Origin of the sequence: Escherichia sp. E2661, from assembly GCF_004745185.1 — a bacterium.
In the GTDB taxonomy this organism is placed as follows: Bacteria; Pseudomonadota; Gammaproteobacteria; order Enterobacterales; family Enterobacteriaceae; genus Escherichia.
This window is the reverse complement of record NZ_PDIG01000038.1, coordinates 130,676-155,871: the sequence shown is the minus strand read 5'-3', so window position 1 is coordinate 155,871 and position 25,196 is coordinate 130,676. Positions and strand designations below refer to the sequence as shown.

The following is a 25,196-nucleotide window of genomic DNA, read 5'->3' as shown; positions in this document are numbered from 1 at the left end:
TGAAAACGAGGTGTTCCATAGCGTAGGCTTACTGATAACGGAGTGCAATGTTGCAAACCAGTATTACCCGCTCTTAAGCATCACGTGCTATGTTAGTGACACACAAAAGCGTTGAGGAACAGTGAGATGATCGTTTTAGTAACTGGAGCAACGGCAGGTTTTGGTGAATGCATTACTCGTCGTTTTATTCAACAAGGGCATAAAGTTATCGCCACTGGTCGTCGTCAGGAGCGGTTGCAGGAGTTAAAAGACGAGCTGGGCGATAATCTGTATATTGCCCAACTGGACGTCCGTAACCGCGCCGCCATTGAAGAAATGCTGGCATTGCTTCCTGCCGAGTGGAGTGACATTGATATTCTGGTGAACAATGCTGGACTGGCGCTGGGTATGGAACCTGCACATAAAGCGAGCGTTGAAGACTGGGAAACCATGATTGATACCAACAATAAGGGCCTCGTGTATATGACGCGCGCAGTCCTGCCGGGCATGGTTGAGCGCAATCGTGGTCACATTATTAACATTGGTTCAACGGCGGGTAGCTGGCCATATGCAGGTGGCAACGTCTACGGCGCGACAAAAGCGTTTGTTCGTCAGTTCAGCCTGAATTTACGCACAGATCTGCACGGTACGGCAGTACGTGTCACAGACATCGAACCAGGGCTGGTGGGTGGCACCGAATTTTCCAATGTCCGCTTTAAAGGCGATGACGGCAAAGCAGAAAAAACCTATCAAAATACCGTTGCACTGACGCCAGAAGATGTCAGCGAAGCCGTCTGGTGGGTAGCCACTCTCCCCGCTCACGTTAACATCAATACCCTGGAAATGATGCCGGTTACCCAAAGCTATGCCGGGTTGAATGTCCATCGGCATTAATTTTTATACCCGGCCTCACCGCCGGGTTATTGCTTGTCACAAAAAAGTGGTAGACTCTTGCAGTTAACCCACTCAAAAGCAATAACGAATGACCGTCGAAACACAACTTAATCCCACACAGCCTGTCAATCAGCAAATTTACCGTATTCTTCGCCGCGACATTGTGCATTGTCTGATTGCACCAGGTACGCCATTGTCGGAAAAAGAAGTTTCTGTTCGTTTCAATGTGTCACGCCAGCCGGTTCGCGAAGCCTTCATTAAACTGGCTGAAAACGGCCTGATTCAAATTCGCCCGCAGCGTGGCAGCTACGTCAATAAAATCTCCATGACCCAGGTTCGCAATGGCAGTTTTATTCGACAGGCCATTGAGTGTGCGGTGGCACGGCGGGCAGCGAGCATGATCACTGAAAGCCAGTGCTACCAACTTGAGCAAAATCTTCACCAGCAACGCATTGCCATTGAGCGCAAACAACTGGATGATTTTTTTGAACTTGATGACAACTTCCATCAACTCCTTACCGATATTGCTGACTGTCAGCTCGCGTGGGACACCATTGAAAACCTGAAAGCGACCGTTGACCGGGTGCGCTACATGAGTTTTGACCACGTTTCGCCGCCGGAAATGCTGCTTCGCCAGCACATGGATATTTTCTCTGCGCTGCAAACACATGATGGTGACGCCGTTGAAAAGGCAATGGCATTGCACTTGCAGGAGATTAGCGAGTCCGTACAGCTAATACGCCAGGAAAATAGCGACTGGTTCAGCGAAGAGTAATTCTTTACCTCTCATCCCATTCGGGGTGAGAGTTCATTCCCCTTCTTCTGGTTTATGCAAGCATCAAAAAAGATGTGAACTTGATCATAAACAAAAAAAAAATTCACTCGACAGGAGTATTTATATTGCGCCCGTTACGTGGGCTTCGACTGTAAATCAGAAAGGAGAAAACACCTATGACGACCTACGATCGTAACCGTAACGCAATCACTACTGGCAGCCGTGTTATGGTTAGCGGCACCGGTCACACTGGCAAGATCCTGTCGATTGATACTGAAGGTCTGACCGCAGAGCAAATCCGCCGCGGTAAAACCGTAGTAGTTGAAGGTTGTGATGAAAAACTCGCACCTCTGGACCTGATTCGTCTCGGCATGAACTAAGCGTGTGAATGCCGCCATCGGCGGCATTGCTGTCACTTATCACTTCACCGCATATTTCGCCACGGTCGCTTTCGCACCATGCGCTAATAAAGACAAATACGCTTCCGTCACCTTTGCAGTGAACAATGCATTGTTCGGCAAATCATCACCAAATATCGCATTAATCACCATCAAGGACTGCACGCGCGCTTTCCCTTCTGCACTACTTTGCACGGCCTTCTGAATGGCCGGTAATAACGGGTCGCTGATTTCGATGGGATTACCCTGCTCATCAACACCGCCGACATATCGCATCCAACCAGCGACGCCAAGCGCCAACAAATCGAACGCGCTGCCCTGTTTCAGATGCCAGCGAATGGAATCCAGCATACGCTGTGGGAGTTTCTGACTGCCATCCATCGCAATCTGCCAGGTTCGATGGCGTAACGCTGGATTACTGTAGCGTTCAATTAGTCGATCCGCATAATTTTGCAGATCCACGCCCTGCACTTTCAGCGTCGGCGCCTGTTCCTGCAACATCAAGGCATGTGCCGCACGGCGATAATTTTCATCTTCCATGCAGTCGTTAATATGCTGATATCCGGCCAGATAGCCCAGATACGCCAGGAATGAGTGGCTGCCATTGAGCATACGCAGTTTCATCTCTTCATAAGGCAGCACATCGCTGACCAGTTCAGCACCGGCTTTTTGCCATTCCGGACGTCCGGCAACAAAGTTATCTTCAATAACCCACTGACGGAACGGTTCACAGGCAACACCTGCTGGATCGCGCACGCCGGTAAGGTGCTCAATTTTATTCAGCGTTTCTGCCGTCACCGCCGGAACAATGCGATCAACCATTGTCGAAGGAAAAGTCACGTTTTCGACAATCCATTGCGCCAGTTCTGTATCGACTGCATGCGCGTAAGAAGTGACAACGTCACGCATCACATGACCATTTTCCGGCATATTGTCGCACGACATTACCGTAAATGCCGGTAAGCCTGCGGCCTTGCGCCGGGCCAGCGCCTCCACAATAACCCCTGCCTGCCGTTTTCGGCTGGTGGGGAGTTATTTAGATCGTCAACGATCATCGGATGATCCAGCATTAACTGCCCGGTCGCCGGAGAGTGAAAATAGCCTTTCTCTGTAATAGTCAGAGAAACAATTGCAATTTGCGGTTCGCACATGGCAGCAAGCACAGCTTCTAAACCGTCTATTTGCACGTGCAACGCTTTTTTCACTACCCCCACAACACGAGCGGTCCAGGCATCGGCCGACATTTCCGCAACGGTATAGAGATTATCTTGCTGTTTTAGATCGGCGATTTGTTGTTCACCGCCAATCAGGTTCACTTCATAGTAGCCCCAATCGCTGTGATGCTGGGCAGCCAGGATATCGGCATACACTCCCTGATGCGCGCGATGAAATGCGCCAAAACCTAAATGAACAATTTTGGGCGCCAGGTTATTACGATCATAAACAGGGAGTGTCGCTTTTGCTGATAACAAATTATTTCCCATGACAATTCCTTTAATTTCAATATGGCAAGCTGAATGGTTTGTTATATGAATAAAAAATCCCTCCTCACTAAGAGAAGGGATTCTGGATTTACAGACTTGTTGAAGGTTGCGCAGCTCTTACAACGCGCGGTTGATCTTCTGCCGCATCTTCCAGCGCACTCAAATCGCGGTCTTTAACTTCTGGCATTTTCAGCGCGGAGATTAAACCGATAACAGAATAAGCCATAATCATTATCGCAATGGGATACCAGGATTCAGTCATGGTGCAGAAAATACCCGCCAGGATAGGACCGAAACCGGAGGCAATAAGACCACCAATTTCTTTAGAAATTGCCATCCGGGTAAAGCGGTTTTTACAGCCGAACATCTCTGCCATAGTAATGTTTTCCAGGGCAAATAATCCCAATACCGCACAGTTATGAATCACAATCAACGCAACCATGATGGTGCTCGGGGCATAGCTTTTATCGACGATAATAGACAGCATTGGCCACGCCAGCACAATGGCTGAAGTATTCATAATAATGTAGGGAATACGACGACCAATTTTATCGGACAACCATCCCAGGAATGGAATAGTCATAAAACCGATAATTGAGCTGATCATTAAGGCATCTGTCGGAATCGCTTTATTAAACAGCAACGTCTGTACTAAATAACCTGCAAGGAATGTTTGAATCAAGCCGGAGTTTCCTGCCTGCCCAAAACGAAGACCCGTTGCCAGCCAAAAAGATTTGCTCTGGAACATACTACCAGAAGGCACAGCTTTTGGCGCAGGTTGCTGACTGTCATTAACCTTCTCAAATACCGGGCTTTCTTTCAGGTTCATACGCAGCCAGATAGCAAAGACCATCACGACCACACTCGCCAGGAACGGTATACGCCATCCCCATGCCAGCAGTTCTTCTTTACTGAGAATAAAGAACATAAAGGCCCAGATTGCTGTTGCGCTCAAGGTTCCGCAGTTCGTTCCCATCGCGACGAACGAGGAGATAATCCCGCGCTTTCCTTTTGGTGCATATTCAGCAAGCATAGTACCAGCCCCAGAAATTTCCGCGCCAGCTCCCAACCCCTGAATAATACGCAGCGTCACCAGCAAGATGGGCGCAAAAACACCAATCTGCGCATAGGTCGGCAACACGCCAATTAGGGTGGTACAGATCCCCATCATGGTAATGGTAATAAAGAGTACTTTTTTACGCCCTATTCTGTCGCCCATTTTGCCGAAAATAAATGCTCCGACAATACGTGCCACATAGCCTGCACCGTAGGTTCCCATTGCCAGAATTAACGCCATTGCGGTTGATGATTCCGGGAAAAATATTTCATGAAACACTAACGCTGCGCCGAGCGAATATAGCTGAAAATCCATGAATTCAAGCGCAGTCCCCAACCATCCCGACACTGCTGCTTTCACCAAATCCTTAGTGCTTCTTTCGTGTTTTTCTATTGTCATAATGGATATCTCTAAATAAGAGGTAAGATGCGTACTACTTACTCGCTGTTATTGGTATTATTCAGAAAAAGTAAGTAAGACTTTGCAGCAATGTTTTTGATCCTGTTCAAATAAACTTATGGCATCAGCAACATGCTGAAAATCAAACGTGTGGGTAATTAATTTTTCTGGTTTAATTAACCCTTTGCTTAACCAGTCGATCACGACCGGGAATTTGTTAGCATTTAACCGGGAGGAAAAAATAGAAAGTTCTTTTCCGGTAATTCCCTGCTGAATGACTTCAGACGGTTCACTGGAGAAGCCCATTAACACAATACGTGCCGCTGGAGAAGCCAATGTAACCGCTTCTTTCAAAATTGACGGATGGCAAGCAGCATCAATAATTAATGTTGGCTTGATTCCTTTTTCAGCGAATATTTCACCAAGCGGAGTCTGACCATTATTAATCGCCCAATCCGCCCCGCTCTCTTTCGCTTTTTCCAGTCGTTCATCAATGCGATCGGCAACAATCACGTTTTTGACGTTATAAACACCCTTTAATACCTGAACAATAGTCAGGCCAATCGGACCTGCGCCATAAACCAGCACGGTGTCATCTTCAGTAGGTTTACCGTGTCCGGTTACGTTCGCCGCAATGGTAAAGGGCTCGATCATTACCGCAAATTTATCTGCCACTGCATCGGGGATTTTCCACGCATTTTTTGCCGGAACAACGGCATATTCACTGAAACCACCGTCAGCGTGAACACCTAATACAGCTAGCGTTGTACAAACATTCGGTTTACCAATTGAGCACGGATAGCAATGCCCACAGCTCACTACCGGATCTACCGCAACACGTTCACCGATCCGGCTGTTTTCAATACCTTCGCCGACGGCATCAATCACGCCAAAAAATTCGTGGCCAATGACGCGCGGATATTTCGCAAACGGATTATGACCGCGATAAATATGGCTATCAGAGCCACAAATACCGGCCAGTTTCACTTTTACCCGTACTTCACCCGCAGACGGGTTGGGTATTTCACGTTCGATAATTGCCAGTTGATTTGGTTTTTCAATTAAAATACTTTTCATTATTTTTCTCCTTACCAGTTCCACAGCGTGCCATCTTCCAGACGTGCGACTGGCAGATAAGCGGGTTCGTAGGGGTATTTTGCTGCCAGCTTTTCATCAAACTCGATGCCAAGACCCGGTTTGTCGCCCGGATGCATATAGCCGTTATCGAAAGTCCAGTTATGCGGGAAGACTTCGAGCATTTGTTCTGAATAGCCCATATATTCCTGAACACCGAAATTCGGCACCCACAGATCAAAGTGCAGCGCCGCAGCCATGCAGACAGGCGACAAATCAGAAGGACCGTGTGAGCCAGTGCGTACCTGATACAGGGATGCGAAATCAGCGATCCGACGCATACCGGTGATGCCGCCCGCATGAGTCAGCGTAGTGCGGATATAGTCGATGAGTTGTTCTTCTATCAGTTGTTTGCAGTCCCAAATGCTATTGAAGACTTCACCCACCGCAATTGGCGTGACGGTGTGTTGGCGAATGAGGCGGAAACACTCCTGGTTTTCCGCAGGCGTCGGGTCTTCCATCCAGAACATGCGATAATCTTCAATGCTTTTACCAAAACGCGCCGCTTCAATAGGCGTTAAACGATGGTGCATGTCATGCAGCAGATGTTCATCAAAACCAAACTTGTTACGTACCGCGTCGAACAGTTTTGGCATGAAGTCGAGATATTTTTCCGTCGACCACAACTGCTCCTCCGGCCACTGCCCTTTTGTCGCAGGTTCATAAGCCAAACCTTTGCCTTTGGACATGCCATAGGTGGTCTTCATACCTGGAATGCCGCACTGTACGCGGATGGCTTTGAATCCCTGTTCCTGATGACGAGCATAATCATCCAGTGCCTCATCAATGGAGTGACCGGTTGTGTGACAATAAACCATAACCCCTTCGCGAGACGCGCCACCCAGTAACTGATAAAGCGGCATGTTGGCGGCTTTGGCTTTAATGTCCCACAGCGCCATATCAACAGCCGAAATGGCCGACATGGTGACTGGACCGCGACGCCAGTACGCCCCTTTATAGAAAAACTGCCAGATATCTTCGATACGGTGAGCATCGCGGCCTATAAGCTGCGGACAAAGGTGATCTTGCAGATAAGACGCAACGGAAAGCTCGCGTCCATTCAGTGTGGCATCGCCAAGACCGGTAATACCGTCCTCGGTGGTGATTTTTAAGGTGACGAAATTACGCCCCGGACAGGTAACAAAAACTTCAGCCCTTACGATCTTCATGTTCGATTCCTTGCATCGCTTGTCGTGATGCATGAAATCTACGCAACTGAGCTACTACCATACAAGTATAAATATTGGAAAAGGGAAGCGTGATCACAAAAAAAAGAGTGTATTTGCGCAGTGAATAAATCTAAAAAAAACCAGACTTTGCTGTTATCCTGGACACCGGGTAGAGCATATCTTATTAATAATAAAAGACATTGGTCATTCCCGACAAAATCAAGCTCGCCCCCAGCCAGCAACAATAATCAACATCCCACATAGCGCGACCAATGCTCCAGTCCAGTCGTAGAGACTGAGTTTTACGCCATCCACAACCCGCAGCCACAGCAGCGCCGTGCAAACATAAACGCCACCATAAGCTGCATACACTCGCCCACTGGCCGCCGGATGCAATGTTAACAGCCAGACGAAAAGCGCCAGGGAAATCCCCGCCGGAACCAGCAGCCATACGCTGGCGTTCCGTTTAAGCCATAGCCAGGGCAGGAAGCATCCGACAATTTCACACAAGGCGGTAGCAAAAAACAGTAACGTTGTTTTAATCATCTTTGTCACTCATTGACATCATGTATATTTATGGCTCGACATAATATCATCACCCTATACATCCTTCTGGTACGTTTTGCGTTCGCAGTGGATCGTGTAAAATCCCCTTTAAACATTCATGTAAGGAATGAATCATGAATATTACTTTCTGCAAACGGCTCGGACTGCTCGCTTTTCTGCTACCTTGCGCACTGGCATTTAGCGCAACGACTCATGCAGAAACCAATAAACTGGTGATTGAGTCTGGCGACAGCGCACAGAGTCGCCAACAGGCGACAATGCAAAAAGAGCAATGGAATGAAACTCGCAATCTGCGTCAAAAAGTCAATAAACGCACCGAGAAAGAATGGGATAAGGTTGACGCCGCATTCGATAGCCGCGATAAATGCGAACAAAGTGCCAACATTAATGCCTACTGGGAACCGAATACTTTACGTTGCCTGGACCGTCGTACTGGCCGCGTAATTACCCCCTAAACTGTTATTGATATAAGGAATGTAAGGACACGTTATGACAAGCGCCCACAGTGTTAAGCTACGTCCGCTGGAGCGTGAAGATTTACGCTATGTGCATCAACTCGACAATAACGCCAGTGTGATGCGTTACTGGTTTGAGGAACCCTACGAAGCCTTTGTTGAACTCTCTGATCTGTACGATAAACATATTCACGATCAGAGTGAGCGTCGTTTCGTGGTGGAGTGCGATGGTGAAAAAGCGGGTCTGGTGGAACTGGTTGAAATTAACCATGTCCACCGCCGCGCAGAATTTCAGATAATCATCTCCCCGGAATACCAGGGTAAAGGTCTGGCAACACGCGCAGCAAAATTAGCAATGGATTATGGCTTCACTGTTCTTAATCTCTATAAGCTGTATCTGATTGTCGATAAAGAAAATGAAAAAGACGATTCACATTTACCGTAAGCTCGGTTTTACGGTCGAAGGTGAACTGATGCATGAATTCTTTATTAATGGTCAATATCGCAATGCCATTCGCATGTGTATATTCCAGCATCAGTATCTGGCGGAACATAAAACGCCGGGTCAGGCAATGCTGAAGCCGACCGCGCAATAGCGTTAATAATAATCAATGGTATTTTTGATTGTGTAAACCCGTTCGACGGCGGGTTTTTCCGCTTCATCAACAATGATCAATTGGCAGTCCACCGGATTGGCGTGGCTGTCATATTCACAGCTTTGCTTAACATTACCCACTTGTTGATTATTCAGTAAAGTAACCGCCGTGTAATCGAGTTTTTTGATCGGATCAGTTGACGGTGTTGCAGTGACTGATAACGTTTTATCGTTGCTTACTGTGGTTTTACCCAGCGGATAGCCCTGTTCATCATACCTATAATCCACCTTCATCTGTTTGCTGCTGGCTTTAACTACAAAGCCATTATCGTCGGTTTCCCAACTCACTCCGGCGGAAGGTAATTCTGCTAACTGACATTTACCCTGTAAACGTACTTTTTTCTCCAGTGTCTGCGCGTCACGGTAATAATTCGCATCCAGCACTAAGGCAACCACGGTATTATTTTCCAGATCCAATAATTCAAGCGAATCGAAGCAACCTTCTTCCGATAAGCTGCCTGAAACACGTTTCGTCACTTCCCCTTGTTCATTCATCAATGTCTGGGTGAAATCTTTAACCGGACCACGCAGCGGATCAAAATCAAATTCATTAGAGAAACTGGCCATCTCTGGCGTAAAAGAAAACGTCACTTCTGCGCGATCGCATCCTGTAAGCATTATCGCGAGCAAACATGGCAGTAATTTGAAATTCACTTTAGTCACCAGACAGTAGAGATTATTATCAATCATAGTAGTAAATACAGTACTTTACACGTGAAATGCTATGCTTAGTGAGTAATATTCATTTAAGGAGCCAATGATGAAAATCTCAACTTATTGCGCCGCACTACTGCTCACAATTGCCTCACCCGCCGTGCTGGCCGCGCCAGATTCTTGTGAACGGATAAAGAGCGATATTTCACAGCGTATTATCAATAACGGTGTGCCAGAAAGTAGCTTTACTTTAAGTATTGTGCCGAATGATCAGGTCGATCAGCCTGACACCAGGGTGGTTGGCCATTGTGCCAATGATACGCATAAAATTCTCTATAACCGCACCACCAGCGGTAACAATTCTGCCCCTGCACAACCGACTCAGGATGGTGCAACTGCCGAACCGCAGTAAAAAGTATGATGGACGCTGGCGCGTCTTATCAGGTCTACATTCTGCAACGTGCTTGTGTTAGGGTTAACTCTCAAACCGGGCGGTGAGATGATCGGGCGAGCGCTATTTTATGGCCTGCATATGACTGTCGGAATGGCCGTCGCAGGTTAACAACTTGGTGCGGAGTAAGCCGCACGTTTCAGGATGATAGGAATGACGCATTTTTCACAACAAGATAATTTTTCTGTCGCGGCGCGTGTGCTGGGGGCGCTGTTTTATTACGCCCCAGAAAGCGAGGAAGCCGCGCCTCTGGTTTCTGCAATGACCAACGATGGGTGGGAAACTCAGTGGCCTCTACCGCAAATGTCTTTAGTACCGCTGGTAACGGCTTTTCAGCAACAGAGTGAAGAGTCGCGTACGCAGGCCTGGCAGCGTTTATTCGTTGGCCCGTGGGCGTTGCCGTCCCCGCCGTGGGGATCGGTCTGGTTGGATCGTGAATCGGTACTGTTTGGCGATTCAACGTTGGCGCTTCGTCAATGGATGCGCGAAAAAGGCATTCAGTTTGAGATGAAGCAAAACGAACCTGAAGATCATTTTGGTTCCTTGCTACTGATGGTGGCCTGGCTGGCGGAGAACGGTCGTCAGACTGAGTGCGAAGAGTTGCTGGCGTGGCATCTTTTACCGTGGTCGACGCGCTTTCTCGAGGTGTTTATCGAAAAAGCAGAACACCCTTTTTACCGCACGCTTGGTGAACTGGCCCGCTTAACGCTGGCTGAGTGGCAGTCACAATTGCTGATTCCCGTCGCAGTTAAGCCGCTGTTTCGTTAAGGTTCCCGTAGCATTACCGGATGGCGACATTAGCGCGCCATCCCATATTAAATAAGTTACAGTGTCACACCATTTCCCCACTTAAAGCACGTACAGCTTTTGCGCCTGACGTCTTTTCCCGCAAAATAGATGCCCGTGTTTAACTTGCCATTTCTACTCATGCATCATCTACACCTTTACCCGGATCTGCGCACCCTGTTTCGTCGTCTGCTTATCGCAACGATAATCGGTATTCTCGCGGCGTTTGCCGTTGCCGGATTCCGTCATGCCATGCTGTTGCTGGAGTGGTTGTTCCTGAGCAATGATTCCGGGAGTCTGGTCAATGCTGCAACAAACCTTTCTCCGTGGCGACGCTTGTTAACTCCTGCGCTCGGCGGTCTGGTGGCAGGTTTATTGCTCATGGGTTGGCAGAGAGTTACGCAGCAACGCCCCCATGCGCCGACCGATTATATGGAAGCGTTGCAGAGCGAGGGGCAGTTCGATTACGCAGCAAGCCTGGTAAAATCACTTGCCTCTCTGCTGGTGGTGACAAGCGGTAGCGCAATTGGCCGTGAAGGGGCGATGATTCTGCTGGCGGCTCTTGCTGCATGCTGGTTTGCCCAACGTTTTACGCCGCGTGAAGAGTGGAAATTATGGATTGCCTGCGGTGCTGCGGCAGGCATGGCTGCAGCCTATCGCGCACCGCTTGCCGGGAGTTTATTTATTGCCGAAGTGCTGTTTGGCACCATGATGCTTGCCTCTCTTGGCCCAGTGGTGATTTCAGCCGTGGTGGCATTGCTTGTCAGCAATCTTATTAATCACAGCGATGCATTGCTCTACAGCGTTCAACTCGAGGTGACGCTGCATGTGCGGGACTATGCGCTAATTATCAGTACCGGCGTACTGGCTGGTCTTTGCGGACCATTACTGTTGAAAATGATGAGCGCCAGTCATCAAGGTTTTGTTCACCTAAAACTGACGCCGCCCTGGCAGTTGGCGTTAGGGGGGTTGATCGTCGGCCTGCTTTCCCTGCTCACACCTGCCGTATGGGGCAATGGTTATAGTACGGTGCAATCCTTTTTAACCACCCCACCACTGTTTACGGTCATTGCTGCGATCTTCATCTGCAAACTTTTTGCCGTGCTGGCCAGTAGCGGTTCCGGCGCGCCTGGCGGCGTATTTACGCCAACGCTATTTATCGGGCTTGCAATTGGCATGCTGTATGGACGTAGCCTGGGGTTATGGCTTCCAGGCGGCGAAGAAATGACGCTTCTACTCGGACTAACAGGGATGGCAACACTGCTGGCTGCGACCACGCATGCGCCAATTATGTCAACATTGATGATATGTGAAATGACCGGGGAGTATCAGCTACTCCCCGGTTTATTGATTGCCTGCGTGATCGCGTCGGTAATGTCGCGGACCTTACACCCTGACTCTATCTACCGACAGCACACTACGCAGCATGGCTAAGCGGATGTATTGACCCAGTTCTCGCTGTTCAGCTCGAGGCAGATAAGGCAGTTCACCAATGAGCGGTGCCGGGAGTTTTTTACCCAGCACATCAATGATTTCAGCATAATGCGCTAACCCGGGGTTAATACGATTAGCCACCCAGCCAATGAGCGGCAGACCGTCGTTCGCAATCGCTTGTGCGGTCAGAAGCGCATGGTTAATACAGCCTTCCTGAATGCCCACCACCATCAACACCGGTAGCTGCTCCTGGACCACCCATTCAGAGAGCGGACGCAGATCATTCATCAGGCTGCGCCATCCGCCAGTCCCCTCAACGACAACATGATCAACTTTGTCAGTCAGGTTAGCCAGACCATTTGAAATGAGCGTGTAATTGATTGGACAACTGTGCGCCACGCTACTTTCTTCTTCGCTTAACGCAATGGGATTGACTGCTTCATAAGGCAGTTCAATTGATGAAACACTCTGCAACACCAGGGCATCTTTATTACGCAGCCCCTCAGGTGTCTCTTTGCTCCCCTTCGCTACGGGTTTGTATCCCGCAACCGTTTTTCCCTGGGAGGCTAACGCTTGTAGCAATGCGCGGGAAACCACCGTTTTCCCTACAGAAGTGTCTGTACCTGTTATAAAGAAACGCTTCAGCATCACTAACTCCACCGTTATGCTTCACTAATATAAGCCAGGAAAATAATTCAACGTGGAAAGTCTAAGTTATGCTTTCTGCACTCAATTTGAGATAGCGCAAATTTTGGTAGAACAGTTAAAAAATGTTAACCCTGCAACAGACGAATCAGCAAAGATCCATTATATAGCGCATCTTTTACCAGCGCGGCCCCTGCCATTGTCCCCTGATTGGTGAACTGAGTGCTCTCAACGCTAATATGCTGGCTGTATGCTGGAAGCGCCTGCTGGCGGATGCTGTCAGAAATCACAGGGAACAGAATATTTGCCGCTTTGCTTAACGGCGAGCCAATCAGTATTTTTTGTGGGTTAAATAAATTCACCATGATGGCCAGAATGCGCCCAACATGCGCGCCTACGCCAGTGATAATATCCTTTGCCAGCAAGTCACCCTGCAACGCCGCATGGCATAATGAATCCACGCTCAAAGGCTGCCCGTGCAACATCGAACTCATTGACTGATTAAGGCGTAATTGCGCCAGTTCGAGGATGCTGTCCACACTGGCGATGGTTTCCAGACAACCGTGGTTACCGCAATAACAGCGTTTACCATACGGATCCACCTGGGTATGACCAATTTCTACCAGGCTACTGCTTCCGGCATGTAACAAGTGACCGTCGGTAATCACGCCCGCGCCAACATTGTGATCAATTACCACCTGAATCACATCGCGCGCCCCGCGAGAGGCTCCAAATAATGCCTCGGCCATCGTCCATGCACTAATATCATGCTGAATGTAAACCGGTACACCTGTGTGCTGCTCCAGCGCTTCGCCGAGCGGCATCTCTTTCACATCCTCGTAAAACGGCATCCGGTGCACAATACCATTTTCCGTATCAATAATTCCCGGCAAAGTAATGGCGATGGATGTCAGGCGTTCGAGTTTTTTCTGATGACGGATAAAAAACTGATCAATATGCGCAATGATACGTTCCAGCAAAGGCAATTCTTCCTGAAGCGCCAGCTCCAGTGTCTCTTCCACCACCAGCTTGCTGCTTAAATCACGCAGGGCAAGAAAAATTAAACCACGACTGATGCGCAGAGAAAGATAATGCCAGGCTTCTGTTTCCACCACCAACCCCACCGCAGGGCGGCCACGGTTTCCCCCTTCTTTAATTTCTAACTCTTGCACCAGGTGCGCTTCTAGCATTTCGCGGACAATTTTGGTGATACTGGCGGGAGCCAGTTGCGCCATGCGGGAAAGGTCGATACGCGAAATGGGACCAAGCTGATCAATCAGGCGATAAACAGCACCCGCGTTGGTCTGCTTTATTTGATCAATATGTCCAGGCTGGTTTTCTGCAACCACCTTATACTCCCTATATTTTCGCGCTCCGAAATAATCTGTAGGCTATGGTGAAACACTTCAATGCGTGCCGTCAAATTTTTACTTAGCCATGTGATTAACAGCACACTTTTCGGGTTTTTTAGCTGAATTTTACCTCACCTGAGAGCATTCAGCAGCTGAATACGAAAGTTTCGCGCTGCCGGACTTTGTTCATGATGCGTCGGCCAGACCAACCACATTTCAGAAACCGCATCTTCTTCAGCAATAGGTATCCAACGCATTTCATTAAGCTGAACACGCTTAAATGAGGCGGGCAAAATCGAAACGCCCAAACCGGCAGACACAAGGCCAATGATGGTCATCGCCTCGCCCACTTCCTGGGTAATAACCGGTGTAAGATTGTAGCGTCGCATCAGGCCCAGAATGTCATCATAAAGCCCTGTCCCAACGTGAGGATCAAAGAAAACAAACGGCTCTTTTGCCAGTTCCGCCAACGTAACTACAGATTTACTGGCTAACGGATGATCGTGCGGAATCATCGCCATAAGCGGTTCATGCACAATTACCGCATGGTTCAACGTCTCCGGCAGCAAAGTATTGCGTAACAGTCCCATATCGAGCGTCCCTTCGATAAGGGGCGCAATTTGCTCGCGGGTATTCATCTCGCGCGTCTGCAAATGGACATCGGGAAATTCGCGGCGAAATAACGATAAGGTATCTGACACTGCGCGAATGAATGGCGCCGATGAGGTAAAACCAATGCGTAACTCTCCCGCCTCCCCCTGATGCAGTCGTTCTGCCCGCGCTGCGGCATCGTCTACCAGAGAAAGAATTTGACGACTATCGGCAAGAAATTGTTTGCCCGCAGCGGTGAGCGCAACGCTTCGATTGGTCCTGGCCAGCAGGCGCGCGCCAATTTGTTGCTCCAACGCCTGAATCTGTTGGCTTAGTGGCGGTTGAGAAATATTCAGGCGCGCAGCAGCACGACCAAAATGCAATTCTTCTGCAACAGCGATGAAGTAACGTAGGTGACGCAATTCGATATTCATATTTCATACATATTATTTGAGACTATTAATATATTAGACATAACAATTCGATTTTCCTACTCTATTCCTGAGCTAACACAACGCGCATATTTAGTAAGGATTTCAAGTGAGTCGTACCACAACTGTTGATGGCGCTCCGGCAAGCGCCACTGACAAGCAAAACGTTTCCCAGCCAAACCTATTCATCAAACGCGGTACGCCGCAATTTATGCGCGTGACCCTGGCGCTTTTTTCTGCCGGACTGGCAACCTTCGCTCTTCTCTATTGTGTGCAACCTATCCTTCCGGTTCTTTCGCAGGAGTTTGGCTTAACACCCGCAAACAGTAGTATTTCACTGTCAATTTCAACGGCAATGTTGGCTATCGGATTGCTGTTTACTGGCCCGCTTTCCGATGCCATTGGTCGCAAGCCAGTGATGGTTACGGCGCTGTTATTGGCCTCCATCTGCACGTTACTTTCGACGATGATGACCAGCTGGCACGGCATTTTGGTGATGCGCGCCTTGATTGGCCTTTCATTAAGCGGCGTGGCTGCGGTGGGCATGACCTACCTTAGCGAAGAGATCCACCCGAGTTTTGTCGCCTTTTCGATGGGGTTGTACATCAGCGGTAACTCGATTGGCGGCATGAGCGGACGCTTAATTAGCGGTGTCTTCACCGATTTCTTCAACTGGCGAATTGCACTGGCAGCGATTGGCTGTTTCGCACTGGCCTCGGCGTTAATGTTCTGGAAAATTCTTCCAGAATCTCGCCATTTCCGCCCTTCCTCACTGCGCCCTAAAACACTGTTTATCAACTTCCGTCTGCACTGGCGCGACCAGGGATTGCCTTTATTATTCGCAGAAGGTTTTTTGCTGATGGGCTCATTCGTCACCCTGTTTAATTATATTGGCTATCGCTTGATGCTTTCCCCGTGGCATGTCAGCCAGGCGGTGGTGGGTTTATTATCGCTGGCCTATTTGACCGGTACCTGGAGTTCACCAAAAGCCGGAACCATGACCACCCGCTTCGGACGCGGTCCGGTGATGCTCTCTTCGACAGGTGTCATGCTTGTTGGCTTGTTAATGACATTGTTCAGTTCGATATGGCTGATTTTTGCCGGGATGTTGCTCTTCTCCGCCGGATTCTTTGCTGCTCACTCGGTCGCCAGCAGCTGGATTGGCCCCCGTGCTAAACGCGCCAAAGGCCAGGCTTCCTCGCTGTATCTGTTCAGTTACTACGTGGGTTCAAGTATTGCCGGAACATTAGGTGGGGTCTTCTGGCATAACTACGGCTGGAACGGCGTTGGCGCCTTTATTGCGTCGATGCTGGTGGTCGCGATTATAGTGGGTACACGTTTGCACCATCGATTGCACGCCTGAAAAAATAAGCCCGGGCTGAGTAAAATACCCACCCGGGCTTATTGTCTGCTCAACTCAACGTTAATAACCATCCTAAAATAGACGAAGCGCCAGCCAATTCCCGCAGCGCATCTAATGTCATCAGGATAATAAATACCCAAATTAGCGGATTCATTTACTGTGTGTCATTTATTGATGATGCAAAGTAATTCTACCGTTTTGGGAACAGAGAAATAGTAAACTCGATCAAGACTACTGATATTAGTAGGGAATTTACCTTAAGTCACATCGCGTTATTATTTACCAATTTACTTTGTACATATCGTTACATGCCGAAACCAACCACTCACGGAAGCCTCTCATTACCCGAGATATAGTCATTACATCGGCCCCGTAGTGGGGTTGCATAAAAAAACCAAATTGAGGGTATGACAATGAAAAAAGTATTAGCTCTGGTTGTTGCCGCTGCGATGAGTCTCTCTTCTGCCGCTTTTGCCGCAGAGACTGCGACCACACCTGCCCCTGCAACTACTGCCACCAAAGCTGCACCTGCAAAAACCATGCATCATAAAAAACAGCATAAAGCAGCACCTGCCCAAAAAGCGCAGGCGGCTAAAAAGCATCATAAAAAAGCGACAACTGAACAGAAAGCTCCGGAACAAAAAGCACAAGCCGCGAAAAAACACACCAAGAAACATAGCCATCAGCAACCTGCAAAACCAGCTGCCCAACCAGCAGCTTAAGTTTTCAACAGCAATAATGGCGCGCCCCCTCGCGCCTGAAAATTACGGCGCTAGACGGATAACGTTTAGCGCCGCCTTAAGCGGAGGGTACTATGGTGGGCCGTTATCGCTTTGAGTTCATTCTTATCATCCTTATTTTATGTGCACTGATTGCCACTCGCTTTTATCTTTTCTGATCGTAGTTATCTGATTTCACTCCCACTTTAATCCCGTCCCGGCTATAGTATTTATGAGGGTTTGCTTTTAATAATCATAATTACCCACCAGAGTGTGATATGCGTACAACCATTGCTGTAGTACTGGGTGCAATTAGTTTGACATCTGCATTGGTATTTGCGGATAAACCTGACAGTCCTGAATCGGCTAATGATGAAGTCAGCACCCTGTTTTTTGGTCATGACGATCGAGTGCCAGTAATTAACACGACCCAATCTCCGTGGGATGCGGTTGGGCAACTGGAGACTGCCAGTGGAAATCTCTGCACGGCCACCCTGATTGCGCCCAATCTCGCATTAACGGCGGGTCACTGTTTATTAACGCCGCCAAAAGGCAAACCAGACAAAGCAATTGCGCTGCGTTTTGTGTCGAATAAGGGGCTATGGCGCTATGAGATCCACAACATTGAAGGACGCGTTGATCCGACATTAGGTAAACGGTTAAAGGCTAATGGAGATGGCTGGATTGTCCCGCCTGCTGCCGCGCCGTGGGATTTTGGTTTGATTGTGCTGCGCAATCCGCCTTCTGGCATTACACCCTTACCACTTTTCGAGGGAGACAAAGCAGCACTCACCGCCGCATTAAAAACGGCAGGTCGTAAAGTGACCCAGGCAGGCTATCCCGAGGATCACCTGGATACGTTGTACAGTCATAAAAATTGCGAAGTGACTGGCTGGGCACAAACATCGGTGATGTCGCATCAGTGCGATACCCTACCGGGTGACAGCGGTTCGCCGCTAATGCTGCATACTGATGACGGCTGGCAGTTGATTGGCGTGCAAAGTTCGGCGCCTGCGGCTAAGGATCGCTGGCGGGCTGATAACCGGGCTATCTCTGTTACCGGCTTTCGCGACAAACTGGAAGAGTTATCCCGGCAATAGCGTTTAAATGCTGCCCGAAAATACGGGCAGCATAAACATCAGGCGAGTTTCACCATGATCATTCCGGCTAACAACAGGACCAGACCAACCCAGCCTTTGCGGTTTAACCGCTGACCAAACAGGACCCAACCTGCTGCTAATGTGGCGACAATACCAAACCCACCCCACAGCGCATACGCCACTGACAAGTCGATCCCTTTCACTGCCTGGGATAGTGCACTAAAAGCAGCAAGTACCGCCGCCAGCGACAGCAAGCCATAGACTTTACGGCGAAAGCCATCAGAAAATTTCAAAAAGACGTTAGCAATAATTTCCAGCACTATCGCCAGTGCCAACCAGGCGGCGTGAATCCATTCAAACTGAGCCATGATTCTGCTCCAGCGTAGATTTACGCACTTTACGTGTACCCGATTTGATCAATACAATCCCGGCAACCAGAGTTGTTAACCCGACAATTTTCATCAGCGATAAACTTTCATCAAATAACAGAACGCTAAACAGCGTAATAAATAAAATACCGATACCTTCCCACAGCGCATAGGCTACACCTAACGCAATTTTTTTAACGGCGAAAGAGAGAAGTATATATGACAGAGAAATCATCACCAGCATTAAAATAAACCCGCTGTTTCCATCACTGACGCTAGCCCATTTCATAGATAACGTGCCGGTAATTTCTGTGGCAATAGCCAGACCTAATAAAAACCAATAAAAATACATTACCCTTCTCCTGCAAGAGAATTATTTTAATATTCGCTTAATTCAGCGAAAGTAAAGAGGTCAAGCCTAGCGCATAGCGTAAGCTTCGGCAGAAGAAAGGACTAAAGCGCGTTGCGCCAGTGCTGCTCACCTGCGAGCAAGATAGTGGATGAGGTACGAAAATGGGTAAATGTAGAAAATAACGTCCTGAACAAATTGTCCATAAAATTACAATTATCCGCAGTGTTGCTTCTCGTCATCGCGGATGATAATTGTCCTCGGTAGTTGAACACGTCTGATTTGTATCATAGCTTAAGAATTAACTCAAAACATTTTCACTTCTTTACCTGAGTGGTTTGATTTTCGTTATAATGCCGCAGCAAAAAAGAAAATATTATTAGCGAAGGAAGAAAAAACGAGGATAAACATGGCAAAGCCGATCATCACGCTCAATGGCTTAAAAATCGTCATTATGCTGGGAATGCTGGTCATTATTCTGTGCGGTATCCGGTTTGCCGCCGATATCATCGTCCCCTTTATCCTCTCTCTATTTATCGCGGTAATTCTTAACCCGCTGGTACAACGCATGGTTCGCTGGCGAGTGCCGCGCGTGTTGGCGGTGTCAATTTTGATGACCATTATCGTGATGGCGATGGTGTTAATGCTGGCCTATCTCGGTTCAACACTCAATGAACTGACCCGCACTTTGCCACAGTATCGCAGCTCAATCATAAAACCCCTGCAAGCTCTGGAACCTTTATTACAGCGCGTGGGTATTGATGTCTCAGTTGACCAACTGGCTCATTACATTGATCCGAACTCGGCAATGACGTTGCTCACCAACTTACTGACTCAGTTATCTAATGCCATGTCGTCAATATTTTTATTGTTGCTGACGGTGTTGTTTATGCTGCTCGAAGTGCCGCAACTGCCCGGTAAACTCCAGCAAATGATGGCGCGCCCGGTTGAAGGGATGGCGGCAATTCAGCGCGCGATTGACAGTGTGTCGCATTACCTGGTACTAAAAACGGCTATCAGCATCATCACCGGACTGGTCGCCTGGGCGATGCTCGCTGCACTGGATGTTCGCTTTGCTTTTGTCTGGGGATTGCTGGCCTTTGCGCTTAATTACATACCCAATATTGGCTCAGTGCTGGCAGCGATTCCCCCTATCGCTCAGGTACTGGTGTTTAATGGTTTCTACGAGGCGTTACTTGTACTGGCTGGATATCTGCTGATTAATTTGGTCTTCGGCAATATTCTGGAGCCACGCATTATGGGGCGCGGGTTAGGACTTTCCACACTGGTGGTTTTTTTGTCATTAATTTTTTGGGGATGGTTGTTAGGCCCCGTGGGAATGCTGCTTTCTGTGCCGTTGACGATTATTGTCAAAATTGCACTTGAGCAAACGGCGGGAGGCCAAAGCATCGCCGTTCTGTTAAGCGATCTCAATAAAGAGTGACGGCCTCCGTAGAGGCCGTCAGGGTTACAGTGATTTCAGGATTGCATCCACGCTGGCTTTGGCGTCACCAAACAGCATGTGGGTGTTCTCCTTGAAGAACAGCGGGTTTTGCACGCCAGCATAGCCGGTGTTCATCGAGCGTTTAAAGACAATCACGTTCTGCGCTTTCCACACTTCCAAAACAGGCATGCCAGCAATCGGGCTCTTCGGATCGTCCTGTGCCGCCGGGTTAACCGTATCGTTGGCACCAATCACCAGTACGGTATCGGTATCAGCGAAGTCATCGTTGATTTCGTCCATTTCCAGCACGATGTCATACGGTACTTTCGCTTCCGCCAGCAACACGTTCATATGCCCAGGCAAACGGCCCGCAACCGGGTGAATCCCGAAGCGCACGTTGATACCGCGCGCACGCAGTTTCTCGGTGATTTCTGCGACCGGATACTGTGCCTGCGCTACCGCCATGCCGTACCCTGGAGTAATGATTACTGAATGCGAGTTTTTCAGCAGCTCCGCCGTCTCTTCTGCGGTGATTTCGCGGTGCTCGCCCACTTCCTGATCATCGCCGGTAGAGGAACCATCAGTGCCGAAACCGCCCGCAATGACGCTGATAAAGGAACGGTTCATCGCCTTACACATAATGTAAGAAAGGATGGCACCAGAAGAACCGACCAGCGCACCGGTCACAATCAGCAGGTCATTACTGAGCATAAAGCCCGCCGCTGCCGCCGCCCAACCGGAATAGGAGTTCAGCATCGACACCACCACTGGCATATCTGCACCACCGATGGAAGCCACCAAATGCCAACCGAATACCAGCGCAATAGCGGTCATTATCAGTAATGCCAGCACCTGCAAGCCAACACTATCGGTACGAACAAACACCATCAACAGCAGGAAGGAAACGACCAATGCAGCCAGGTTCATTTTATGGCGGTTTGGCAGCATCAACGGTTTAGACGAAATCTTTCCGCACAGCTTACCGAACGCCACAACCGAACCGGTAAAGGTTACCGCACCAATAAAGATGCCAAGGAACACTTCCGTCAGGTGAATATTGGCCAGAATCGGTGCCATTCCCGCGTCATGATGCAGATAGCTGTTAAAGCCAACCAGCACCGCCGCCAGCCCCACGAAGCTATGCAGGATCGCCACCAGTTCCGGCATTTCGGTCATTTCGACTTTCTTCGCCAGACGGATACCAATCGCGCCACCAATGACCATCGCAACCAGGATCCAGCCAACATTGCCAGTATCCGGCCCGAAGATAGTTGCAATTAACGCAATCGCCATCCCGGCAATACCGAGGTTGTTACCACGGCGAGACGTTTCATGTTTAGAAAGCCCGGCCAGACTGAAGATAAACAGGATCGCGGCAACAATGTATGCAGCTGTAACTAATCCTCCAGACATATGTTACCCCTTAGTTTTTGCGAAACATTTTCAGCATGCGCTGAGTCACGGTAAAGCCACCGAAAATATTAATGCTGGCGATAAGCACCGCGATAAAACTAAGGAAGCTAACCCAGCCGCCCTGGCCAATCTGCAATAGAGCTCCGACAACAATAATTCCTGAAATCGCGTTAGTAACCGACATCAGCGGCGTATGCAACGCGTGGGAGACATTCCACACCACGTAATAACCTACGACGCAGGCCAGCGCGAAAACGGTAAAGTGCCCGAGGAATTCTTTCGGTGCTACGCTTGCCAACCAGCCGAAAAGGATGATTGCCAGCGCCATCAGCGCGTATTTACGCCACGGTGAGCAGGCACATTTTTCTTCGGTTTTAACATCAGGTGCCGCTTTCTGTGCTGCCTGCGGTTGGACTGAAACCTGAATCGGCGGCGCCGGCCAGGTAATTTCGCCAGAACGGATCACGGTCACGCCGCGAATCACCACATCATCAAAATCAACCGTGATATTGCCGTCTTTCTCTTTGCACAACAGTTTCAGCAGATTGACAAGGTTGGTGCCGTAAAGCTGTGAGGATTGCGTCGGCAGGCGACCAGGAAGATCGGTGTAGCCAATCACTTTGACGCCATTCTCCGTGGTGAAGATTTCACCCGGCACGGTGTATTCACAGTTACCACCGTTTTGGGCTGCCAGGTCGACAATCACACTACCCGACTTCATAGAATCAACCATTTCACGGGTAATCAGTTTCGGTGCTGGTTTGCCTGGAATAAGCGCGGTGGTCACAATGATATCGACCTCTTTTGCCTGGGCGGCAAAGAGTTCCATTTCTGCTTTGATGAACGCTTCCGACATCACTTTGGCGTAACCATCACCGCTACCGGCTTCCTCTTTAAAATCCAACTCGAGGAACTCCGCGCCCATACTTTGAACTTGTTCTTTCACTTCCGGGCGAGTATCGAATGCACGCACAATTGCGCCGAGGCTGTTTGCTGCGCCAATGGCGGCCAGACCTGCAACACCCGCACCAATCACCATCACTTTTGCCGGAGGAACTTTACCTGCTGCAGTGATTTGCCCGGTAAAGAAACGCCCAAACTCATGAGCCGCTTCAACAATGGCGCGATAGCCGGCGATATTCGCCATCGAACTTAACGCATCAAGCGATTGCGCGCGAGAAATGCGTGGTACAGAGTCCATCGCCATCACCGTCACGTTACGCTCCGCGAGTTTTTGCATTAACTCCGGATTCTGCGCGGGCCAGATGAAGCTCACCAGCGTGGTTCCCGGATTGAGTAACGCAATTTCATCATCTAACGGCGCATTGACCTTCAGAATGATCTCTGACTGCCAGACGTTATTCCCTTCTACAATTTCGGCGCCCGCTTGCACAAACGCTTTATCGTCAAAACTAGCCAGTTGACCTGCGCCGCTCTCTACCGCGACGGTAAAACCTAGTTTCAGCAACTGCTCCACTGTTTTTGGCGTTGCTGCAACACGGGTTTCATTGGTTAACCGTTCTCTTGGTATGCCAATTCGCATGATATTCCCTTCCATCGGTTTTATTGATGATGGTTTGCCTGTGTTTTTGATACACAAGCCGCTCATGTACGAGCTAAATGTTACTCCGTTAAAATAAATTAGTAACAAACGCCTATAACGTACTGAAAATAATGCCTGTGATCTAGCGTCAAAAATCAGTATTTCGGCGTGAACTCGCAAAATATTAACGATTCAGCCTTGATAGCGGGATAAACACCATAGAACACAGGATAATGGGCGATAATTGTCTTTGATAATCAGGTAAAACATGAGATATCACCGACGCCAGCCACCGGTTAACATTAAATTAACTTATACAATTCAGCCAGTTCAGTCATTCTTCTGTTATTGTGGCTATTTTTTAAGCACGGACGCTCATTCGAGCAGATTTAAAATCAAATCAAGAAGTCTGATATGAAAAAATCACGCAGACAGTTACACACTTTAAATGCAATAATCAGCCACGTTTCTCGTTAATAACAATACCAGTACCTGGTTTGCGCAAGGCGAAGGATTATTTTTATGAAGCTTAAGAACACCCTCCTGGCGTCGGCACTGCTTTCTGCTACGGCATTTTCCGTTAACGCAGCAACAGAACTGACACCGGAGCAAGCGGCAGCGGTTAAACCTTTTGACCGTGTAGTGGTTACCGGTCGTTTTAATGCCATTGGCGAAGCGGTTAAAGCCGTTTCCCGTCGCGCTGATAAAGAAGGCGCCGCCTCTTTTTATGTTGTCGACACTTCAGATTTCGGTAACAGCGGTAACTGGCGTGTAGTTGCCGATCTTTATAAAGCCGATGCTGCAAAAGCAGAAGCTGATAAGAATCGCGTTTTTAATGGCGTTATTGAACTGCCTAAAGACCAGGCTGTTTTGATCGAACCGTATGACACCGTTACCGTCCAGGGCTTCTTCCGCAGCCAACCGGAAGTGAACGATGCCATCACCAAAGCAGCAAAAGCGAAAGGTGCCTACTCTTACTACATCGTTCGCCAGATAGATGCCAACCAGGGCGGCAACCAGCGTATTACTGCGTTCATCTACAAACAAGATGCTAAAAAACGCATCGTACAGAGCCCGGATGTGATCCCTGCGGATTCTGATGCTGGTCGCGCGGCACTGGCCGCAGGTGGCGAAGCCGCGAAGAAAGTTGAAATCCCGGGCGTTGCCACCACTGCATCACCAAGTGCTGAAGTTGGTCGTTTCTTTGAAACTCAGTCCTCAAAAGGCGGACGTTACACTGTCACGCTTCCTGACGGCACCAAAGTAGAAGAATTAAACAAAGCGACCGCAGCAATGATGGTTCCGTTCGATAGCATTAAGTTCTCGGGTAACTACGGCAACATGACCGAAGTCTCCTACCAGGTTGCTAAACGTGCCGCGAAGAAAGGTGCTAAGTATTACCACATTACCCGCCAGTGGCAGGAACGTGGTAACAACCTGACCATCAGTGCAGACCTGTATAAATAAATAACTATTCAGTATCACATTAAGGCGGCTTTATGCCGCCTTTCAGATTTTTAGCTACAAATTTTCCCGCAACCATTGCATGCCGCCACTTCTCTTCGTAAAATCCCGCGCTTTAGTGGC

Annotated in this window: 25 protein-coding genes and 3 pseudogenes; 15 read left to right on the top strand and 13 right to left on the bottom strand. The window is 48.8% G+C overall.

The window, feature by feature from the left end; translation table 11 throughout:
• Positions 1-126: 126 nt before the first annotated feature.
• The 3 genes from ydfG to ydfZ all read left to right on the top strand — a co-directional run bounded on the left by ydfG (position 127) and on the right by ydfZ (position 2,028).
• Positions 127-873, top strand: a complete 747-nt coding sequence (gene ydfG, locus CRI63_RS21545) for a bifunctional NADP-dependent 3-hydroxy acid dehydrogenase/3-hydroxypropionate dehydrogenase YdfG (RefSeq protein ID WP_130224796.1) — start codon at positions 127-129, stop codon at positions 871-873.
• Positions 874-961: 88 nt separating this feature from the next.
• Positions 962-1,648, top strand: coding sequence for a DNA-binding transcriptional regulator rspR (gene rspR, locus CRI63_RS21540; protein ID WP_130219085.1), 687 nt, complete (start codon positions 962-964; stop codon positions 1,646-1,648).
• A 176-nt stretch (positions 1,649-1,824) separates the two neighbouring features.
• Complete coding sequence (gene ydfZ, locus CRI63_RS21535; protein WP_000214710.1) at positions 1,825-2,028, top strand: putative selenium delivery protein YdfZ; 204 nt, start codon at positions 1,825-1,827, stop codon at positions 2,026-2,028.
• A 39-nt stretch (positions 2,029-2,067) separates the two neighbouring features.
• On the opposite strand, the pseudogene CRI63_RS24775 reads toward ydfZ, so the two are convergent.
• The 5 genes and pseudogenes from CRI63_RS24775 to CRI63_RS21510 all read right to left on the bottom strand — a co-directional run bounded on the left by CRI63_RS24775 (position 2,068) and on the right by CRI63_RS21510 (position 7,835).
• Positions 2,068-3,530 (bottom strand): annotated as a pseudogene (locus CRI63_RS24775) (mannitol dehydrogenase family protein).
• Between the two features lie 88 nt (positions 3,531-3,618).
• Positions 3,619-4,986 carry an MHS family MFS transporter YdfJ gene (gene ydfJ, locus CRI63_RS21525; RefSeq protein WP_130219081.1) on the bottom strand — a complete coding sequence of 456 codons (1,368 nt, stop codon included), beginning with the start codon at positions 4,984-4,986 and terminating at the stop codon, positions 3,619-3,621.
• Positions 4,987-5,043: 57 nt separating this feature from the next.
• Complete coding sequence (locus CRI63_RS21520) at positions 5,044-6,063, bottom strand: Zn-dependent oxidoreductase (protein WP_130224790.1); 1,020 nt, start codon at positions 6,061-6,063, stop codon at positions 5,044-5,046.
• An 11-nt stretch (positions 6,064-6,074) separates the two neighbouring features.
• A complete protein-coding gene (rspA, locus tag CRI63_RS21515; protein WP_135520727.1) occupies positions 6,075-7,289 on the bottom strand; it encodes a starvation-sensing protein RspA in 1,215 nt (404 codons plus the stop codon).
• Positions 7,290-7,508: 219 nt separating this feature from the next.
• Positions 7,509-7,835: a YnfA family protein gene (locus tag CRI63_RS21510; RefSeq protein ID WP_064529976.1), complete on the bottom strand. Its 327-nt coding sequence runs from the start codon at positions 7,833-7,835 to the stop codon at positions 7,509-7,511.
• A 134-nt stretch (positions 7,836-7,969) separates the two neighbouring features.
• On the opposite strand from CRI63_RS21510, the gene CRI63_RS21505 reads away from it, so the two are divergent.
• Both CRI63_RS21505 and speG read left to right on the top strand, forming a co-directional pair.
• A complete protein-coding gene (locus CRI63_RS21505; protein WP_130219077.1) occupies positions 7,970-8,311 on the top strand; it encodes a DUF1283 family protein in 342 nt (113 codons plus the stop codon).
• A gap of 34 nt (positions 8,312-8,345) precedes the next feature.
• Positions 8,346-8,907 (top strand): annotated as a pseudogene (speG, locus tag CRI63_RS21500) (spermidine N1-acetyltransferase).
• Between the two features lie 2 nt (positions 8,908-8,909).
• Here speG and CRI63_RS21495 read toward each other — a convergent pair.
• The gene (locus tag CRI63_RS21495; protein WP_130209287.1) at positions 8,910-9,620 is read right to left on the bottom strand and encodes a YnfC family lipoprotein; all 711 of its coding nucleotides are present in this window, start codon (positions 9,618-9,620) and stop codon (positions 8,910-8,912) included.
• Between the two features lie 106 nt (positions 9,621-9,726).
• Here CRI63_RS21495 and CRI63_RS21490 point away from each other — a divergent pair, with 106 nt between their 5' ends.
• The 4 genes and pseudogenes from CRI63_RS21490 to clcB all read left to right on the top strand — a co-directional run bounded on the left by CRI63_RS21490 (position 9,727) and on the right by clcB (position 12,291).
• Positions 9,727-10,032, top strand: a complete 306-nt coding sequence (locus CRI63_RS21490; protein ID WP_135520753.1) for a DUF1161 domain-containing protein — start codon at positions 9,727-9,729, stop codon at positions 10,030-10,032.
• Between the two features lie 45 nt (positions 10,033-10,077).
• Positions 10,078-10,182 (top strand): annotated as a pseudogene (locus CRI63_RS21485) (dimethylsulfoxide reductase); the annotation flags it as partial.
• Positions 10,183-10,224: 42 nt separating this feature from the next.
• Positions 10,225-10,839, top strand: coding sequence for a Tat proofreading chaperone DmsD (dmsD, locus tag CRI63_RS21480; RefSeq protein ID WP_135520725.1), 615 nt, complete (start codon positions 10,225-10,227; stop codon positions 10,837-10,839).
• Positions 10,840-10,998: 159 nt separating this feature from the next.
• On the top strand, positions 10,999-12,291 hold the full coding sequence (gene clcB, locus CRI63_RS21475; RefSeq protein WP_135520723.1) for a voltage-gated ClC-type chloride channel ClcB: 1,293 nt from the start codon (positions 10,999-11,001) through the stop codon (positions 12,289-12,291).
• Here clcB and bioD read toward each other — a convergent pair.
• From bioD to CRI63_RS21460, 3 genes are all read right to left on the bottom strand, one after another.
• Positions 12,244-12,939, bottom strand: coding sequence for a dethiobiotin synthase (gene bioD / locus CRI63_RS21470; RefSeq protein WP_130209293.1), 696 nt, complete (start codon positions 12,937-12,939; stop codon positions 12,244-12,246). The genes clcB and bioD overlap by 48 nt on opposite strands.
• Positions 12,940-13,064: 125 nt before the next feature.
• On the bottom strand, positions 13,065-14,285 hold the full coding sequence (gene mlc, locus CRI63_RS21465; RefSeq protein WP_135520721.1) for a sugar metabolism global transcriptional regulator Mlc: 1,221 nt from the start codon (positions 14,283-14,285) through the stop codon (positions 13,065-13,067).
• Between the two features lie 134 nt (positions 14,286-14,419).
• The gene (locus CRI63_RS21460) at positions 14,420-15,313 is read right to left on the bottom strand and encodes a LysR family transcriptional regulator (protein WP_130219067.1); all 894 of its coding nucleotides are present in this window, start codon (positions 15,311-15,313) and stop codon (positions 14,420-14,422) included.
• 106 nt (positions 15,314-15,419) lie between these two features.
• On the opposite strand from CRI63_RS21460, the gene CRI63_RS21455 reads away from it, so the two are divergent.
• From CRI63_RS21455 to CRI63_RS21440, 4 genes are all read left to right on the top strand, one after another.
• Entirely contained in the window at positions 15,420-16,673 is a 1,254-nt protein-coding gene (locus tag CRI63_RS21455) for an MFS transporter (RefSeq protein WP_130219065.1), read from the top strand.
• Positions 16,674-17,086: 413 nt separating this feature from the next.
• Positions 17,087-17,395 (top strand): acid resistance repetitive basic protein Asr, encoded by a 309-nt coding sequence (gene asr, locus CRI63_RS21450; RefSeq protein ID WP_240727875.1) that lies wholly within the window; start codon positions 17,087-17,089, stop codon positions 17,393-17,395.
• Positions 17,396-17,487: 92 nt separating this feature from the next.
• Positions 17,488-17,571, top strand: a complete 84-nt coding sequence (locus CRI63_RS21445; protein ID WP_000233091.1) for a hypothetical protein — start codon at positions 17,488-17,490, stop codon at positions 17,569-17,571.
• A gap of 99 nt (positions 17,572-17,670) precedes the next feature.
• Entirely contained in the window at positions 17,671-18,492 is an 822-nt protein-coding gene (locus CRI63_RS21440) for a serine protease (protein ID WP_130209303.1), read from the top strand.
• A gap of 38 nt (positions 18,493-18,530) precedes the next feature.
• Here the strand turns inward: CRI63_RS21440 and mdtI are convergent, their stop codons facing one another.
• Together mdtI and mdtJ are read right to left on the bottom strand one after the other, a co-directional pair.
• Entirely contained in the window at positions 18,531-18,860 is a 330-nt protein-coding gene (gene mdtI, locus CRI63_RS21435) for a multidrug/spermidine efflux SMR transporter subunit MdtI (RefSeq protein WP_130219061.1), read from the bottom strand.
• Positions 18,847-19,212 (bottom strand): multidrug/spermidine efflux SMR transporter subunit MdtJ, encoded by a 366-nt coding sequence (gene mdtJ / locus CRI63_RS21430; RefSeq protein WP_130219059.1) that lies wholly within the window; start codon positions 19,210-19,212, stop codon positions 18,847-18,849. Before mdtJ ends, mdtI begins: the two co-directional genes overlap by 14 nt.
• 406 nt (positions 19,213-19,618) lie before the next feature.
• Between mdtJ and tqsA the strand changes: the two genes are divergently transcribed.
• Positions 19,619-20,653 (top strand): AI-2 transporter TqsA, encoded by a 1,035-nt coding sequence (gene tqsA / locus CRI63_RS21420; RefSeq protein ID WP_135385943.1) that lies wholly within the window; start codon positions 19,619-19,621, stop codon positions 20,651-20,653.
• Positions 20,654-20,677: 24 nt separating this feature from the next.
• Here the strand turns inward: tqsA and pntB are convergent, their stop codons facing one another.
• On the bottom strand, positions 20,678-22,066 hold the full coding sequence (gene pntB / locus CRI63_RS21415; RefSeq protein ID WP_135520720.1) for a Re/Si-specific NAD(P)(+) transhydrogenase subunit beta: 1,389 nt from the start codon (positions 22,064-22,066) through the stop codon (positions 20,678-20,680).
• 10 nt (positions 22,067-22,076) lie between these two features.
• Entirely contained in the window at positions 22,077-23,609 is a 1,533-nt protein-coding gene (gene pntA, locus CRI63_RS21410; RefSeq protein ID WP_130219055.1) for a Re/Si-specific NAD(P)(+) transhydrogenase subunit alpha, read from the bottom strand.
• Positions 23,610-24,131: 522 nt separating this feature from the next.
• On the opposite strand from pntA, the gene ydgH reads away from it, so the two are divergent.
• Positions 24,132-25,076, top strand: a complete 945-nt coding sequence (gene ydgH, locus CRI63_RS21405) for a DUF1471 family protein YdgH (RefSeq protein ID WP_135520718.1) — start codon at positions 24,132-24,134, stop codon at positions 25,074-25,076.
• Positions 25,077-25,196 lie beyond the last annotated feature (120 nt).